The following is a 16,874-nucleotide window of genomic DNA, read 5'->3' as shown; positions in this document are numbered from 1 at the left end:
TCGCGAAGGGCGTACAGCGGAACCGCCCCAGCGAAGGGCCCTGGACAGCCCTCGTGGTCGTCGTTTCTATTCGCTGTCGCGAAGGGCGTACAGCGGAACCTCCAACGGAAACGCCGTCCCCGTGGCCTGCACCGAGTTTCTATTCGCTGTCGCGAAGGGCGTACAGCGGAACAGGACGCCTCGGGTGACTTCACCCTCACCGGCGTGTTTCTATTCGCTGTCGCGAAGGGCGTACAGCGGAACGCTGTCAGTAGGGCAGAGTGCACGCATCCAGGTTTCTATTCGCTGTCGCGAAGGGCGTACAGCGGAACCCTGCCCACACATGGTCGCCTGCCGGGCATCGACTTCGGTTTCTATTCGCTGTCGCGAAGGGCGTACAGCGGAACCGGTGGCCGCAATGATTATCCGCTACGTTGCAGAGGGCGGCGTTTCTATTCGCTGTCGCGGAGGGCGTACAGCGGAACGACCGCCTCCCCCGAGACCCTCGTCGCTGGCGTGTTTCTATTCGCTGTCGCGGAGGGCGTACAGCGGAACAAGGTGAAGGCCGATCCGCGTCGCGCCAGTGACCAGTTTCTATTCGCTGTCGCGGAGGGCGTACAGCGGAACCACTGAGATCCTCCGTGACCTCACGCCCGAGAAGGTTTCTATTCGCTGTCGCGGAGGGCGTACAGCGGAACTGGCCGGCATGGTCAGTCGGACCGACCACGACGCCGCGTTTCTATTCGCTGTCGCGGAGGGCGTACAGCGGAACGGCTCGCCCTAGCTCTCGGCCTCACCCTCACCGGGTGTGTTTCTATTCGCTGTCGCGGAGGGCGTACAGCGGAACTGGTCTGTGCAGAGTGTGACTCAGAGCGCGGTTTGATGTTTCTATTCGCTGTCGCGGAGGGCGTTCAGCGGAACGGCGAACGTGGCCGAGGTGGCGAGCAGCGTCAACCGTCGTTTCTATTCGCTGTCGCGGAGGGCGTACAGCGGAACCTCTGGGCATCGCCTGAGTGCACGAACCACTCGCGTGCCAAGTTTCTATTCGCTGTCGCGGAGGGCGTACAGCGGAACCTCTGGGCATCGCCTGAGTGCACGAACCACTCGCGTGCCAAGTTTCTATTCGCTGTCGCGGAGGGCGTACAGCGGAACTGGGCTGTCGCGAAGGCTGTCAAGGATGCGGGGTTACCGGGTTTCTATTCGCTGTCGCGGAGGGCGTACAGCGGAACGAGCACAGCAGTTTGGAAACTGGAATCTCCTTCGAGTTTCTATTCGCTGTCGCGGAGGGCGTACAGCGGAACGCGTCGACATCAACGGCTTCAAACTCAAGCCGGTCGTTTCTATTCGCTGTCGCGGAGGGCGTACAGCGGAACCTGTTGTCGTGGGCTTCGCCGCCGGCTTCGCGTTTCTATTCGCTGTCGCGGAGGGCGTACAGCGGAACGGGTCGGACCCTCGCCAGTCGGGACGGCCCGACATAGTTTCTATTCGCTGTCGCGGAGGGCGTACAGCGGAACGCGAAAGGCAGCCGGATTTTCCGGTGGCCTTGTGAGTTTCTATTCGCTGTCGCGGAGGGCGTACAGCGGAACTCACCAGCGCCCGGAACCTTCGCACCCAGCTCGTTTCTATTCGCTGTCGCGGAGGGCGTACAGCGGAACCAGCACCACTACCCAGCCGTGCAGCATGCTCGACTCGGTTTCTATTCGCTGTCGCGGAGGGCGTACAGCGGAACCGTGATGGCCTTCGTGGCCGTGGGTGCATGGGCTGGGACTGTTTCTATTCGCTGTCGCGGAGGGCGTACAGCGGAACTGAACTGCCCGTCGGGCACGCAGGCAGAGGATTGTTTCTATTCGCTGTCGCGGAGGGCGTACAGCGGAACCCTACCCCCTCCGGCGAGGCTGTGACCAGCACAAACGATGTCCGTTTTCACACCCGACGCTCGGAGGCCTTCGGAGACCCCTCCGCCGGACCCCTCCAGAGCGCATTTGTGCTGGTCAGAGGCTTGCACACCCGAGGCCTCTCCGGCCGGCTCAGCCGCCAACCCCTTGTGACCCAGCTCACTGGCCATCGGGGGTGGAGGGGGTGACGGAGACCAGCGGCCTAAGCGGGCGGTTCCGGGAGTCTCGCGGCGGCATACTCATAATGCGGTCCAGTAGAGCACCCGCTCGGGCGAATGCGCCTGGCCGACGCAGACCCGACCGTCCCAACAGGGCGCGCATTGGGCGAAGAAGTAGAGCGAGTCCTCGTCGAGATCGAGCATGGCTTCGGCACGCCGGTGCAGCTCAGCGAGCTCGGCAGCCTCGCCGCGCACCAGGAAGACCGAGCGCTGCACCCGGTCGCCGTAAGCCTGCAACAAGGCCGCCAGCCGCGCCCGGCGATGGTCCGCGGTGACGTCATACGCCGCAATGACGGTCACGGGCGCCATGCCAACCCCGTCCACGGCTGGGCGGGATCCATGATGGTGGCCGCGAGCCGTTGCGCCTGTCGATACAGGTGCCACCGCCAGGTCCCCGTGAAGTCTGTCAGCGCCCCGCGCGTGCGACGCAGCATCCGCCGCTCGTAGCCGTCCAGCAGCACGCCCTGACCCGCCTTGGTCAACAGGATCCCGCCCCCGTCGGCGCGGGCGTGCTCCGGGCGCAATCGCCCCTGCCGCGCTGCTTCGGCGACGACCTGATCGACGATGAGCGGCCGGAACTCCTCCTGCAGATCCAGCGCCAGACTCGGCCGGCGGTCCTTGTCCGAGTGCAGGAGGCCGAACGCGGGGTCGAGGCCCGCGGTGTACAGGGCAGTGACGCATTCTCCGAGCAAGATGGTGTAGAGGAACGACAGTGCCGAGTTGACCAAGTCCAGCGGCGGCTGGCGGCTCCGCGTCGTGAAGCGCAAGTCCGGCGGCATCAGCTCACCCAAGGCTGGGAAGTATGCCGCAGCCGCAGCACCCTCAAGCCCCATCACTTCGTTGGTGGTCCGGCAGTCCGGCAGCATCCGCATGAGCGCCTCCATCGCCGACACCGCGGTGGCAGCGGAGTCTGCGGTGGACGGGTCGCAAAGCCGACGCAAGAGGATGATCTGCTTGCTGATCTTGGCGTCCACGATGGCAGTCGCGACGGACAGGGCCTGCGGTGAGCCGGGCTCCGAGGCGGCCACCTGCCGTCGCAGCCGCGACACGCGCGGCCCGGAGGACGCGCCCACCAGGGACGCTTCATAGGCTCCGCGCCGAGAGGCGAAGACGATGTCGACATCGGCCTTGACCGCCCACGACCGCGTCCCGGCACTGACGCCAACCGCCCCGAAGGTGACGATGCGCCCGACCTGGCTGACCGGAACGCTGAGCAGCTCGATGTCATCGGCAGACTCCACCACGAGGCGCCCCTTGGCCACGCGCACACCGGAGCCTTGTGCGGCGGCATACACGACCTTGCGATCCGGCTCGTCGACGCGCGCCTCGGTGAGCGCCGGCGGGTAGCGCGGCCCGAAGTCCTCGCCCAGGAACGTGAATCCTTCGGCGAAGGACATCACCTGAGTCTTGTCAGCTCCCAGTGTCATTCCCAACTCCTCTACTGCGGTGCTGGCGCAGCGGGCCGCCTCCCACGCCTCGTCGCGAGTCGACGCGCCCACGCAAAGGTCGTCCGCATAGCGCACCACCGAATGCCCGCGGTCCAGCAGGGCAGCGTCAAGGTCGACGAGGACGAGGTTGCTCAACAACGGCGACAGCGCGCACCCTTGCGCCAATCCGCTGATCGCGCGCCCGGTATGACGCCGCCCGCGGCCGTCCGTGTTGGCGGGACGGGCGAGCAGGAGGTCGAGCACGTCGAGAAGCGCACTGTCGGCGACGAGCGCGCCGAACCGTCGCCGGGCCAAGTCGACCGGGATCGTCGGGAAGCAGTCGTCGACATCGGTCCGAAGGACCCACTCGGCACCGCTTTCGCGTAGGTCGACGACTGCCTCGACGGCATCCGCAACGCCCAAGCCCGGCCGATAGGCGTATGCCGCGCAGCCCAGGTGCGGGTCGATAAACGGGTTCACGGCATCGAGAATGGCGCGGGCGACGACGCCCTCTACGTCGTGATCCGCTCTCGGGGGGCGCGTTGCTAGGCGGACCGCCGGGTGCGCTCTGCGCGCGGGCGCCGCAGCTCTGCGACGCCCAGACCCTTCGCGCGCATCGACCCCACCCCGGCGTATGCCGCGTAGTTCAGCAGCGGGCCGGCCCACCGCGCCGTGTCGTCGTCGTCAGCCCGCAGGGTGATCGAGCCGAGGGCGCCGCGGAAGCGGACCGAGCGGCCGTTGATGGTCATGTCGACGTACTCGGTCGTCAGGTCGAGATCGGAGATCCACAGCGATCGCACCTGGGTGGGGGTCGGCAGTGGAACGAGGTCTGGTTGGTCGCACCACAACTTCCACGAGCGCGCCAGCCCCGAGACGATCGTCTCGACAGCAGGAAGGGGCGACGAGCGATCCCCGGACCGGAACGTCGTCGGCGTCACGAGGTCGAGAGTCCATTGGCGGTCGGTGATCTCACGGGCCAGCGCTGTCCAGGTCGCTTGTCGCAGCGGCTTAGGCTGCCCGATCTCGCGGATCTGGTTTCCGAGGCGCACGGTGGTGGGCGCACTGGTCACGTCGATAAACCGTTGGTGCGCAACGTCACTCAGCAGTCCCACCTGGACACCCACCTGACCGCGGTGGTTGGTGAGCGGCGACACGGCATACGGTTTGTCACCAGCCGTGTGCTCCGCGGTGGTGCGGTCGAACCACCCCGAGAAGGCTCCGTGGACGAACTCAAGCCGAACCCGCTGCGGGTCGACCCCGTGGATGGGCACGAACCAACGACTAGGCATCGCCACGCTCCTCCGTGTGACTGTGGTCGAACTGTCCGAGTGCGCGGCAGCCGATGATCCGGCCGGTCGCGTCGCGCACCTCATCGAGAGGGAAGTAGAGGTCGTCGCGTGGCACCGCCGCTGCCAGGACGCGCGAGACGAGGTATGCCGTGCCGCTCACCTTCCCCGGCAACCCGTCGACGGTGTCGGCGTAGCGGACCTGGCTGACCGGGACGAAGCCCTGGTCGGTGTCCATGGGCGCGGGCGCAGCGACGTCTTCCATGATGCGAGCGAACGTGCCGGACGCTGGCCAGGACGCGATCGGGGTGTCGCCGTCGAAGACCGTGACGTCGTGCGGGGTGAGATTGATGAGGGAGGCCATCACGCGTCGGCTCCCTTCATTGCGGTCAGCGGACTCAGATGCTCTCGAATCGCTTCGGCGCTCGGCTGCTCATCGATCACCCGCGCCCAGTGATAATCGCCCGGGGTGCCTTCTTGGTTGTGGTTCGCCAGCACGAGCCGAGTCCATGGGTGCAGGCAAGACGGTTGAAGGCATCGCTTCACGCCGCAACGGCTGGGTCGCGGATCGTAAGGCGGTAAGGAATCGTTGGCCAAGGCCCAACCGATGCCGAGAGCGACGGTCTTGGGCACTCGCAGTGCGACCACAACCAAGCACCCGGGGTTGTCATGTAGTGCCAGTCGAATCGCCCTGCGGACCATCTCCACTGCGGCCAGCGGGTGGACCAACGCTGGGGTCTGCGCGGGAACGTCGCCAACGATGGGTTCATGCGAGGGCGGTCTCGTCGTCACCGTCACCGGTCGTGGAACGCCTTTCGACGCGGTGCCGACTCGCTCCGCGAAGACGGCAACTTCGTAGTGACGTCGGAATACTCCGTCGGGGATCGTCGCGGCTGCCGCGGTGAGGTCTGCCTTGACCAGGACGGTCTTGGCATCGGGATTGGCGAGGCTCTCGCATCGGATGATCGGCGTGTTGAAGCGCCAGTAGTCATAGCTGTCGTCGAGCCGCCAAGACAGCGTCTGTTTCGGGGAGAAGAGCTCTTCAAGAGTCAGGTCGTCCCACTGGTACAGATGTTGGCCGACGGCCAGAGACACGGGGAGGAGCAGATTGGGGGCGATGTTGAAGGCGGTGTCGGCCCGATCGTCGTTCATCGAACGCTGCAGCTCATCGCACATGTGGGCGACATCGTGGCTGAGTTCAAGGACTCCGTCCTTCGGCACGACACGCGACCACTCGGCGATGACTCGACGATCGAGGTACTTGCGTTTGACGATCTGCAAATCATCGATACGCCAGTCGGACATCCACTCCTGCAGATACCTGAGGTAGTAGAGGGTGCCGGCGGTCCGGGTGCGACGTTGTCGGAGGAACACAAGCGCGACGAGCATGAGACCGCTCACTGCCAACCACCACACCCGCAGAGGCGAGAAGACGCGGTCCTCGTCCTTGAGGGGCAGGGCGTCCTCCAGCACCAGGGAAGCTGACGCAGTGCTCAGGGTGGCCGCAACCACGATCAAAGGGTCGAACCACCGGCCCTGACTGGTGCGCACGAAGACCGAAAGGCGTTGCCACAGCGTGGCCATCCTGGCTGCGACGCCGCGATGCCCAGGCAGTCGCCCCGGCGTCCATCGAGGATCCGTGAGGATGGTCATGGGCCGACGGCGGGGTAGGTCGCCAACTCCTGGTCCAAGCGAACGAAGTCCAGCGGCCTCATCGAGGATCGTCCTCGCGCTGAGACCGTCGTTCGGGTGACTTCGTACAGAGTCAGACCGCGCGCCCGCTCCTGCAAGTTCGGCGGATAGGCCACTCGGACTCGTCCGTCGCCAGGCGCCCACCGGCGGCCCGCCGAGGTGCGCACGTGGACCATCTCCCCGGGAGCGTTGGGGCCGAGTCGAAGGATGGCGCCAGCCACTCCGCTTGGGAGGTCAAGGTCAACGCGGGCTCGCACCAGCGTGTCGCTGGACCAACCCCAGACATGGGAGATCTGTGCCGGCTGCGTTGCGGGCAGAGTCGATTCAAGGTGTATGCCGGGTGCCACCATGTCGAGCCAAAGCCACTCGTCCATGGGGAGCGACTGGAGTGATGCCCACCCGCCAACGGGTAGAGGATTAAGCGCTGGCATTCTGCGCTCCCTTCGTCGCATCCGGGGTGATCGCCCGCCGTAGCGCGGCGAAGGAAACGGGCTGCAGGTCCGCGAACAGGCCTGAGGTGGTGACCGAAAGTCGGCCGTAGCCTCGAGTTCCCATTCCCCCCAGTGAGACGAGGCCCTCATCGAAGTCCCGAAGGACGTGCTTGAGGAGGTTGGTCACCTCGCGCGCGGCAACGGCACCACGGATGGTGAGATTGAGATCTTCGCCAATGTCCAGAGCCTTGACTCGATACAAGCCACCGTCGCGGACACCGCCGGTGAACCTGTCGATCGCCACATGGGTCCGGGTGATCTCCTGGGCGCCCGCACGGGCCAGCGAGTCACTGAAGGTGAGCCGACCCCGCCCCGTCTTTGGCGATCCGAAGAGCGCCGCGACCATCGTGTCCACGTGCGCCTTCTCATCGGCCGCGGCAACAAGAGTGAGGATCGTCGCCACCCGATGGCGGAAGAGGCCCTTCCAGGTCGATCCCGGCACCAGCACCCGACGTCCCTGCCGCAGCACCTCCAGAGCCCGGTGCCCGTCTTGCTGCGTTTCGTTGTCGCCTGTCCCGATCCGCACTGGCTCTGACACGCGTAACCCCACCACAAGGCAATCGGGATTGCGGTCGTTGTTCCGGTCGGCCTCGCCTGGAACGAGATCCACGGGGGTGGGAGTGTCAGTCGCGGCGGCATACCACTCGTGTCGGCGAGTGAGCCACCACGTGAGGTGGTCGGGGTCGTCGAGGTCGAGCTCAAGGGTTTCGACCGTTTCGACGACTCCGTCGCCCAAGCCCGTCGAGCGACTCCGGCCGAGGACAGGGCGCCATGCCGCCAGCTGGTCACCCAGGGTTGTCGGCGGGGCAGTGTCCAGGTCCATGGCAATGACGAAGCGACCTGGAGCCACCCACTGCTCTGACCTGAGCGTCTGGCCGCGCGCAGACCCAGAATCGCGGTCAATGCTGGTCGACTGACGATCTGAGATCTCAAGACCATCGAGGACCACTGTTCCACGCACCGCCAACGGACTCGCCACTCGCTTGGCCTTGGAAGACGTCTCCCAGTCCGGTGGCTCGGGGCCGAGCACGCTGACCGCGTCATCCCCCAAGTGCGCCCGCAACGATCCGGCGAGGCTGCCACCCGGGACAAAGGGCCTGTTGCCGACTGCTGTCGGTGCTCGGGGATCCGTCATGACCGGAAGGTCCACGTCGGAGCCATCGAGGGGCACCTTGCCCACAGCCCAACGGCCAGTCATGCGCACGGTGACCTTCACCAAAGTGATTGGCCGGCTCATGATCCGCTCCCCACGATGCCCTTGAGTGCCTCAGTGTGGGTGGCCAGGCTTTCGCTGCTCAGGATGTCCCGCACCTGTCGTTGGACTGGCCCGGTCAAGTCCCGCATCCACGCCAGGCCGTCAACCTCGTCGACCTTCGCCCGGATGAATGCCTCTGGGAATCCGTTGTCGCGCATTCGCATGAAGTTCCGTGCCTGCGCGAGCATCCCCTTGGCAGTGGCGTGCCGCGTCGATGGGTCAAGGATGTTGTCGAGGACAAGGTCCACGGGGCTGCGCGGCGGCGAGTCCTCCGGAGTGCCGGACGGCTGTGCCGAGGACTGCTCTGGCGTCGAGTCAGCGGACGGTCGCGTTGACACCGCCTCGGTATGCCGCGGGGGCGGTTGCGACGCCAATGTGACGACTGGGCGTGACGGGGACTCCCGCTTGACAGTCGGTGCGGTGGTCAGCTCCTGCGACTCGGGCGCATCGTCTCGTTGCAGTGCTGCGACCGGCACGAGGCTGACCGTTCCGTAGCCCTCAAGGCGGCGAATGCCCACGCCGCTCCGCAGGGCCCGGAGGCCTACCTGGTCGATGTTGCCCAGCGCCACAACGGAACCGGCTTCGACGGCCCAATCTTCGGGCTTGGGGAGGCCGGCCACTCCATGCCAGGTTGATACCGGGACCGGGCGGGTCCTGAGGATTCCGGTCGTCACTGTCCCTCCCGCGGCCAGGACCTGCTGTTCCACGGCGTGGGCAAGATCCAGGCTCGGTGCACCCAGCTCATCCACAAGGATTGCGGGCGACAGGAGACGCAGTGAGTAGTCGCCAGCTTCACTGACCTCCGCAGGTTCGTCGACCTTGGTGCAGGTCCACGCGCACCGGCCCATGGTGCTGAGTTGCCCACCGACCCCGATCTCCTTGTCGGTCAGCAGCCATTCCATCGCTTCGGACGTGATGAGGTGTTCCTTCACGCTGAGGGTTCCCGTGAGTGCGATGCCGTTGTTGCGTAGAGCCCGCCGTGCGTAGAGCTGCTCGTCGGCGGCCACTCCTCCCACCAAAGCGGTTCTGGTGGCTGACACGCTCCACTCCTGCGGCACGTTCCAGCCTCGTCCTGACTTCAACGGCCCACGGCATACGGGGCACTGGCGGCGGGGGCTCACCACTTCGTCGTGCCATGTGGCGGGGCATTCCGGGGTGGGGTATTTGCACCTCACCCATGACATCGGCTCCAGCCGCGCGAGCTTGTCCGTGTCCCACGTGGGCGCCGGGACGGCTTGCCGCACCTGCAGAGCCGCGCCGAAGAGGGTGTCGAAGGTCGCCTGGGGAGCCTGGCCAACAAAACGATGGCTTGCGCTCCTCCACCAAGTCCAGCCGAGGGCGCCCCGGACGGTAGTGCCGGGAATGACGGTGTGAATGTCGCGGCTGTTCAGAACCTGTGCCGAACGCCCCGCTGAAAGTCGAGCACGAGGCGTGAGCTCGTAACGGAGCAGGGTCGTCATGATGCTGCCTTCATTGTGAGAAGTGCTGTGCTTTCGGCGTTGCCCCACGGCCGTGAATCCGTGATGGTCACCCAGCCCTCGCCTCGTCTGCGCGCCCCGCCGATTCCACTGACCGCGCGGGCAGCGGCGCGAAGGACAAGCTCATGTCGGGCGACCGTCTCGTCGTTGCGAGCTTCGCTGAGAGTGACCGTGAATTCGGCCCCGGAGCTCCACACCACTTCGCCCATCATCAGGAAGCCCCGCTGGACTGTCCCGGTGGCCTCGTCGACTCGGATTCGGGCCAAACGGTCAATCGAGGGCGTGTCCTCCATCAGCCGGGCGTCGCTCCACCACCAAGGGCACGCGCCTGCTCCTGGACCACCGAAGACCTCAGTCACCAACTGCGAAGGTAAGCAAAGGGTTTCGGCCGCGGCTGCTCGCATCACGCCCTTGAGGCTCGTTGCCGGTAGCGGGTTCTCACGGTCGATCACCCGATCCAGACCGCGACTGGCGACTCCCGAGCCCACATGGAACGGCGAGTGGAAGGTGATGGAAAACGTTAGGGTGCCGTGCTGGGGCGCCGCGTCGCTGGACGTCATCGGTCGTTCTCCTCCATGTTCGTCTCCGGCCACCACCGGGCTCGGGACAAGGTCGCCGGGAGATCGACACCCGTCGTGGTGAGGGTCGAGTTTGTGCGCTTGGCCCACCGTTGGATTCGTTTCTGCTGATCTTCGGGGTCCGTCACCCTGGTGTCGCGCAGGATGCTCCCGAGCTGTGAACGCGCGGAAGGGCTTAGGGCGAAGACATCGGTGCCGACGCCCCCAGCGTCAGGCACAAGTTGTCTGAGGACGGTAGCGACGTCGATCGTCGAGATGGCGTCATATTCCCTTCCAAGAGCGCCGGATTCGGCAGTGAGATCGGCCCAACCGATCCGAGCGCTCCTCCCGCTAGCGTCGCGCTTGGCCCGATCCAATGCGCGGTGCGCCATCGCTGCGGTCTCGGAGAAGGGGTGCGATGAGTTTGCGAAAACCATGCCGACTCCCAATGAGAGGGCGCTGATTCGGGCCCGGACGTCAGCGGTGGTCTCCGCCGCGCCAGGGTGGTTGGCGGTTGCTTCGGCGACGTCCGCATCGAGTCTCGTGAGCAGTTCCCTTCTCGCCTCATCGAAGTGCATTGCCAGCTTCGCGGCGAAGACCCAGGCGGCTGCCGCTGGGATACTGACCAGACAGTCGTCTCCGCCAACGTAGTGAGGGATCACGACCTTGATCAGTGCAGCCGGGTCGCCTGCCTCCTGGGCGGCAGCAACGACAGAGTTCTCCATCACCTCATTGATCACTTTGACTGTGTCGGCGTAGAGCCCGTCGAGCGGCACGTGGCACTGGGTGATCGCGCTCACCAGGCCCCCAATGCCGTTGCCGTCAGCGGCGATCGTGGCGAGGTGGCTGCGCGAGTCGCGTCGACCCACTGCTTGAGGGCCCTGGGTGTCATCCGCCAGTCCGCCCTTGGCGGCGAGCGTGTCGAAGTCTGCGGGCCACGTGCCAGGTATGCCCGCCCACCGCCCCCCGGCCTGCTTCGCCGCAGCCATCTGGGCCTGCTGCGCGCGGTCTCGGGCGGTGCAGTCAGCTCCTGAGCCGCTTGTTGAAGAGTTGTCGACGGTAAGAGGCTCGCGTCGGCAGTCGGGGCATGACTCGGCGACCGGGTTGTCCTGAAGCCGGGGCAGTAACTCAAGTCGGGGCATAGGGTCGTCAGGGTCGGTGGACCGCCACATGGCCTTGAGGTAGTTCTCGGCCTCGCACCACCATGCTGCCCACTGCACGCCGGGGAGTCTGTGGTGGAGATCGGCCACGACGCGCCCGGCCACGGCCGCCGGGTCGACAGCTCCTTGGAGCTTGAGCGCGACGACCCCGTCGACATCACCGGCTTCCTTCACGACGCTTGCGCCGGTCCCAGTCTTCTTGAGCCAGTCTTCGATGCGCGCGTTGGCGGTGTGCTCGCGAAGCGCTTGAGAGGCGCCACGGAGATGCGTCAGTTTGGGAGTGTGCGCCAGCCATGTCTGGATCCGCACAGCGCCAATTCCGAGGTACACGGTCATCGGGCACCTCCTCGCCGCAGAGCGATGGGCAACTCGACGTTCGTTTCCGGCAGTGGGCGCGGCAATGGCGCCCATGGCCGCCGTCTCCCCTGGGCGAGCTGCTGGCCATTGTTCGCTTGGAAGAAGGCGAAGCTCTCGCGGAACTCTCTGCTGCCCATCCGGTCCCAAGAATCACCTGGCGGGTAGCTGAGGTAGGGCTCGGAGTCGCCCAACCCCCCACGATCAAGCAGCCTGGCCAGATAGGGAAGATTCGCCGCGAATCGGCCTACCCGCTCGTGAAGTTTGGCTGCCCGTGAGCGGGCTTCGGTGGACGTCCATGCCTCCGCCGTGGTGACGGCCACGGCATACCTGTCTCGCGTCTTGCGGATGTCGACCGAGACGATCCGAGGAGTAGCAGAACCCAGCCCGAAGGGCTTGCCACCGCCCAAGCGAACTGAGATGTGGCGACCGGCTCCTGGATAGAGTGCGAGGAGGCGAGTGGGGTCCAGTGCATCCAAGAGCGATTCAAGTGCGAGGGAGTTGAGTTGGTCGACCGCGATCCGGGTGGAGAAGACCGTCCCGGACGGGACCAGCTTGGCTGCCCTAGACAGTTTCCCGCGGCGTTGCTCTTCGGTGGCCTGATAGCGCGGTAGCTGAGGCCGACCCGACACCTTGCGCCAGTGAGCAGCTTGAGCGTCGGGGTCGCCATGCCAGTAGAACTTGCGGCCAGCGATGAGCTGTGGCGGAGTGTCGGTTTTGCTCCCCCAGTGGCTGGCGATGTCGTTCTGATCTTCGCGTCGGGGGTCGCCGGGCATCCGGAGGTAGAACATCCCGCTTCCAGGGTTGGGCGTCCCTAGGGGGGCCAGGTCGACCGCCTTGAGGGCGATGCCCTTGGCACTGGTCGCAGACCCGAAACGGACGTGACCGGCATACGAAAGCTGTTGTCCGCGTTCGCTCTTCTTGCCCCCAGTGTCGGCGGCACCGAAGATCGAGCAGGTGAGGCAGAGCGCGTCTTGCTCGGGGTCCGGCCCGCTCAGACAAGGGGCACTGTCACCGATGCGCTGGCCAACGGCCCCCTTGCCAGGGCGCCGCCAGAGTTGAGCCAGGCGGATACCGGTGATCTTGCCAGCGCTGACTCGGACCCAGACGACATCACCCCGGAAGAGGAAGCCACTCTGGGCGATGCGCTGCGCGACCGTATCCTTGGTGCCGAGGTGCGTCCACCAGGTCACGGGCTTGAGTTCGGCGCGCTCCCGCCACAGGGGCTCCTCCTTGCCGTCCTTTTGTGTCCCCTCCAGGCGACGTCGGTCATCAGAGCCCCGGCAGGCATCACGGTATTCCTGACGGCCTGCCACGCACGCAGCGTCGTCTTGGTCGTAGGTGGCGGTCTCTTCGATCAGCGTGGCTGTTGCCCACAACGCACGTGCCTTGGTCCGATCACGCCGGAACTGGCGCCTAGCAGCAGTGTCCGTGGGAAGGAAGACCTGCCCGATCGGCAAGGTGGATGTGTCGCCCGCGGAGGGCGCGGAGCGGAGTCGCACAACCTCCACGTGGCGAACCGACGGCACCTCCTCCCGGCCCAGGGGGGACGTCTTGGACTGCCCCTCGATTGTGACGATGTCGCCGTTCGTGGGCGTGCGTCCCTCCGGCCACGACGCGGCGAGCTCGGTGGCGTCCACCCATCGTTCGGATCTCTTGGACGTCATCTGGACGAGAGTGGGGTAGCCGTCAGCGCTGTTGAGGACGATCCCCAGGCGCCAAAGGTCAGCGTCATCCGGCTTGCCGGCCGGATCCCGGTAACTCGGAACGAAACCCTCGTCGATGATGCGAAGGCATCCATTGAAAGCAGCCTCATGAAGGGAGCGGACGGCCCCCTTGATGGACGATCCGGGAATGCTGATGGAACCGTCACTTCGCACCCACCCCTCGGCCTCAGCGACCGCCGGGAGCAAGAGGGGCGTCTCAAGGCGCCACTCGACGTCGACCACGCCGGAGTAGACCTCTTGGGGTGCAGATCCCCCGTGGCCGTCGGCTGGACGTCGAACGACCGCGCCCGGCAACGGAACGAAGGCGTAGGGGTTGACAAAGACATCCTTGGCCATGGCGCCTCCCTCGGGGGAAGTTGCGGATCACCAACCGGAACCGGCTCGCTGATGAGACCTGACGGACAGAGTCATATCGGGGGTTGCCCGGATCTCCGCTGGGACGCGCCGAGGCTGCAGTGTGACCTTCGATCCGCTAGCTGGCCACACGTCGCCGAGTGCGCTCCAGGTTCACCCCGGTGCTCTGCTCGTCGATCGTCAGCGCGTCCAGCTCACCGACGAACAGCACCTCCGTACAGGCTTCGGTTGATCTCTTGCCTCCCTTTCCATCCTCGGTGTGCCCCGGCGCTGTGGCCTCGACCCAGAGCGTGCCATCGCCCGTTCCATCCAATGTCACGAGGCTCGGAATCGGCATACCTGCAGAGCCTGCATCCACCGGACCGACCACTCGAATACACCCACCTTCAGCACGAAGATTCCGGATCCGAAGAGACTCGCCCCCAAACGTGTTCTCAGACGTAAAGCAAATCTCAAAGCGAGGCGCCGAGCTGTCGAGTCCACGAACCCCTCGGCGCGCCACGCCAGAGAGCTCAACGTCAGATGCAATGATCTCACCCGAGATCGTTCCCGGAGGAAACGCCACATGAGCAGCGAAGACGCTTGAATCCCCAACCACGATACCCCGATAGGCGGCACCTGCTGATGCAAGTTCGTGGAAGATGTCTACGCGCGACGACTCTGCAACGCTTAACGATTCGATAACCAAACCTGAGGAACCCAGCGAATAGTCACTGTCCACATCCTTCAGCCTCAGCTCTACACTGGAAACGTCGAACAAGGATCCGGTCAGCGTGATTGTTCCGCCGACACTTCTAATGAGATCCGCTCCAAGTTGGAAGCGCGTACTCCTGGGAGATAGAAGGTCTACAACACATGTGCCTGCCACGGCTCCCAACGAAGCGTTCCAACTCACGGACTTCCCCTCAGTGCTGACTGCCACCGTCCCCGTATCAGATACACCCTTGATTGAAAGCTCTACAAAGCGAGTCTCCTCGGGCGGACAACTGCCTAAGGCGCTCAAGTGCAGAGTTCCATCGACCGAAGCACCTTCAAGTTTCACGCTTCCGGTAACCTGGACACGAAGTCGCGTCCCTAGTGGAACCTGTGGAAGAACGACCTGTGCGCCGGGAGCCCCGTGGATCCTCAATTCAAACTCACGGTCCGCAACCATGATCAGGCGACCCAGGTCCAAGACATGTGCTGGCCCGAGATCGAGGTCAAGAACTTGAGGCAGCCGCACAGGAATTAGATCTGAGGGAAGGCGCATCTCGTGGGCCTGTTCGAGCATGCGAGGGAGCCTTAAGAGTGTGCGCAGGGAGTCGACTGGTGCGGCGAGCAGCCACGGACCCACGTCATGGATATGAAAGTCACGCTGCTCGCACCCTAGTGGGCACCCTTCGCGAAGAAGAGCGGATATCCGCTCCCAAGCGAGATCGACTGCCTGAATCCCGACCTCGGGAGCACTCTGGGCTAGAGAGACGATCATGCGCCAGGCCACTCGAGTGTGGTTCGGATCGAGAGTTAGTAGAGCCCAATGGTGAAAATCTGTCAGAGCTTGGTTGACGCCCTCGCGATCAACTCCGCGTCGCAGACTGAAGTTCTCCTCATCTTTCTGCTCAAGCTCACGCTCGCGCGCACTTCGTTCCCCGAGCTTAAAGACCAGCGTCGCCAATGCCCCGGCTGGAGTTAGGACGGCTACGAGTAGGTGCCCCAAGGGCACCCCAAAAACCAGGCCGGTCGCCGGATCTTTGATGGGGACATCAAAGTAGTTGGCGAAGAAGAAGGGCGCGTAGGCGGAGCCAGCAACGCCCAAGAGGATGGCGACCCACACTGGAGACGTCGTCCTGGTGAACACCCTCCAATACGGAGACACGCGTCGATGGTCAGAATGCGTAGCAGGGGGCCTCATCTATTTCCTTTAGGAAAGTGTTTGCTGTCGCGTGGGGGCGGAGGCCTGAGTGTCTGGTGTCAGAATCACGATCAAGCCTCCGTTGTCCGACGCGATTCGTGTCACGAGGGGCGTGCGGCGGCACCTTTTGCAGACGAGCGGAGTCTGGTGGCTCCGTAAGGATTCTATTCGCTGTCGCGAGGGGCGTACAGCGGAACGCCCAATAGCCGGGATTCAGCTCGGCACCGGACCCACGAGCTTCTATTTGCTGTCGCGAGGGGCGTACAGCGGAACAGCGCCCGGAACTTGCAGACCCTTCTGGACGTCGCCACGTCGTTTCTATTCGCTGTCGCGAGGGGCGTACAGCGGAACCCGTGGATGTGTACAACCCGCCGACGGTCGTCGTCCGTTTCTATTCGCTGTCGCGAGGGGCGTACAGCGGAACGGGTCAAGCAAGGCAAAGAGGTTTGGATTCCCGTTTCTATTCGCTGTCGCGAGAGGCGTACAACGGAACGTAGCGCCTCTGACACCCCAGGGTCGGAGATCGACACCGTTTCTATTCGCTGTCGCGAGGGGCGTACAGCGGAACCCGACTATGACACCGACGGTTGGGGCGCTGACGCGGTCATGGGGTTTCTATTCGCTGTAGCGAGGGGCGTACAGCGGAACCCGTCATGGCGTCGGGCGTCAATTTCGGTGACGCACCGAACAGTTTCTATTCGCTGTAGCGAGGGGCGTACAGCGGAACTGTTCTCGCAACGAACCGCGACATGAAGCGTGCCAGGCGGTTTCTATTCGCTGTCGCGAGGGGCGTACAGCGGAACCTGAGTTGGGCGCGGGTGGAGGGCTTTTGGAGCCACAAGTTTCTATTCGCTGGCGCGAGGGGCGTACAGCGGAACTGCGAGGCGACCAACAACGCCTTCGCGGTTATCGCCGAGTTTCTATTCGCTGTCGCGAGGGGCGTACAGCGGAACTCTGCGGTGTACATCGACACGAGTGAGCGTGCCCGTTTCTATTCGCTGTCGCGAGGGGCGTACAGCGGAACGCAGCACGCACTCCTCACGGGCGAGGCGGCGGCGCGTTTCTATTCGCTGTCGCGAGGGGCGTACAGCGGAACGCCAGCGCTACATC

The 16,874-nt window shown here is 64.9% G+C and carries 11 protein-coding genes and 2 CRISPR repeat arrays; all 11 genes read right to left on the bottom strand.

Going from position 1 to position 16,874, the window contains the following annotated elements; genetic code table 11:
* Positions 1 to 62 precede the first annotated feature (62 nt).
* Positions 63 to 1,855: a CRISPR direct-repeat array (repeat unit 37 nt; unit sequence GTTTCTATTCGCTGTCGCGGAGGGCGTACAGCGGAAC).
* 258 nt (positions 1,856 to 2,113) lie between these two features.
* Positions 2,114 to 2,401 carry a CRISPR-associated endonuclease Cas2 gene (gene cas2 / locus IPM06_19475; GenBank protein ID MBK8772586.1) on the bottom strand — a complete coding sequence of 96 codons (288 nt, stop codon included), beginning with the start codon at positions 2,399 to 2,401 and terminating at the stop codon, positions 2,114 to 2,116.
* Positions 2,389 to 3,999: a CRISPR-associated endonuclease Cas1 gene (gene cas1, locus IPM06_19470; protein MBK8772585.1), complete on the bottom strand. Its 1,611-nt coding sequence runs from the start codon at positions 3,997 to 3,999 to the stop codon at positions 2,389 to 2,391. Before cas1 ends, cas2 begins: the two co-directional genes overlap by 13 nt.
* A gap of 65 nt (positions 4,000 to 4,064) precedes the next feature.
* Positions 4,065 to 4,808, bottom strand: a complete 744-nt coding sequence (cas6, locus tag IPM06_19465; protein ID MBK8772584.1) for a CRISPR system precrRNA processing endoribonuclease RAMP protein Cas6 — start codon at positions 4,806 to 4,808, stop codon at positions 4,065 to 4,067.
* Positions 4,801 to 5,169, bottom strand: a complete 369-nt coding sequence (locus tag IPM06_19460) for a hypothetical protein (protein MBK8772583.1) — start codon at positions 5,167 to 5,169, stop codon at positions 4,801 to 4,803. The genes cas6 and IPM06_19460 overlap by 8 nt, the downstream gene beginning before the upstream one ends.
* Entirely contained in the window at positions 5,169 to 6,458 is a 1,290-nt protein-coding gene (locus IPM06_19455; GenBank protein MBK8772582.1) for a hypothetical protein, read from the bottom strand. The genes IPM06_19460 and IPM06_19455 overlap by 1 nt, the downstream gene beginning before the upstream one ends.
* A gap of 456 nt (positions 6,459 to 6,914) precedes the next feature.
* The gene (locus tag IPM06_19450) at positions 6,915 to 8,225 is read right to left on the bottom strand and encodes a hypothetical protein (protein MBK8772581.1); all 1,311 of its coding nucleotides are present in this window, start codon (positions 8,223 to 8,225) and stop codon (positions 6,915 to 6,917) included.
* Positions 8,222 to 9,427 (bottom strand): hypothetical protein, encoded by a 1,206-nt coding sequence (locus IPM06_19445; GenBank protein ID MBK8772580.1) that lies wholly within the window; start codon positions 9,425 to 9,427, stop codon positions 8,222 to 8,224. Before IPM06_19445 ends, IPM06_19450 begins: the two co-directional genes overlap by 4 nt.
* Positions 9,428 to 9,699: 272 nt before the next feature.
* Complete coding sequence (locus IPM06_19440; GenBank protein ID MBK8772579.1) at positions 9,700 to 10,281, bottom strand: hypothetical protein; 582 nt, start codon at positions 10,279 to 10,281, stop codon at positions 9,700 to 9,702.
* Positions 10,278 to 11,774 (bottom strand): hypothetical protein, encoded by a 1,497-nt coding sequence (locus IPM06_19435; GenBank protein ID MBK8772578.1) that lies wholly within the window; start codon positions 11,772 to 11,774, stop codon positions 10,278 to 10,280. The genes IPM06_19440 and IPM06_19435 overlap by 4 nt, the downstream gene beginning before the upstream one ends.
* Positions 11,771 to 13,855, bottom strand: coding sequence for a hypothetical protein (locus IPM06_19430; protein MBK8772577.1), 2,085 nt, complete (start codon positions 13,853 to 13,855; stop codon positions 11,771 to 11,773). The genes IPM06_19435 and IPM06_19430 overlap by 4 nt, the downstream gene beginning before the upstream one ends.
* Positions 13,856 to 13,991: 136 nt before the next feature.
* Complete coding sequence (locus IPM06_19425) at positions 13,992 to 15,143, bottom strand: hypothetical protein (protein MBK8772576.1); 1,152 nt, start codon at positions 15,141 to 15,143, stop codon at positions 13,992 to 13,994.
* A 708-nt stretch (positions 15,144 to 15,851) separates the two neighbouring features.
* Positions 15,852 to 16,860: direct repeats of the CRISPR family, unit length 37 nt; unit sequence GTTTCTATTCGCTGTCGCGAGGGGCGTACAGCGGAAC.
* Positions 16,861 to 16,874 lie beyond the last annotated feature (14 nt).

Source organism: Hyphomicrobiales bacterium, assembly GCA_016710435.1.
Lineage (GTDB): Bacteria > Pseudomonadota > Alphaproteobacteria > Rhizobiales > Aestuariivirgaceae > Aestuariivirga.
This window is presented reverse-complemented; position numbering and strand designations above follow the sequence as displayed.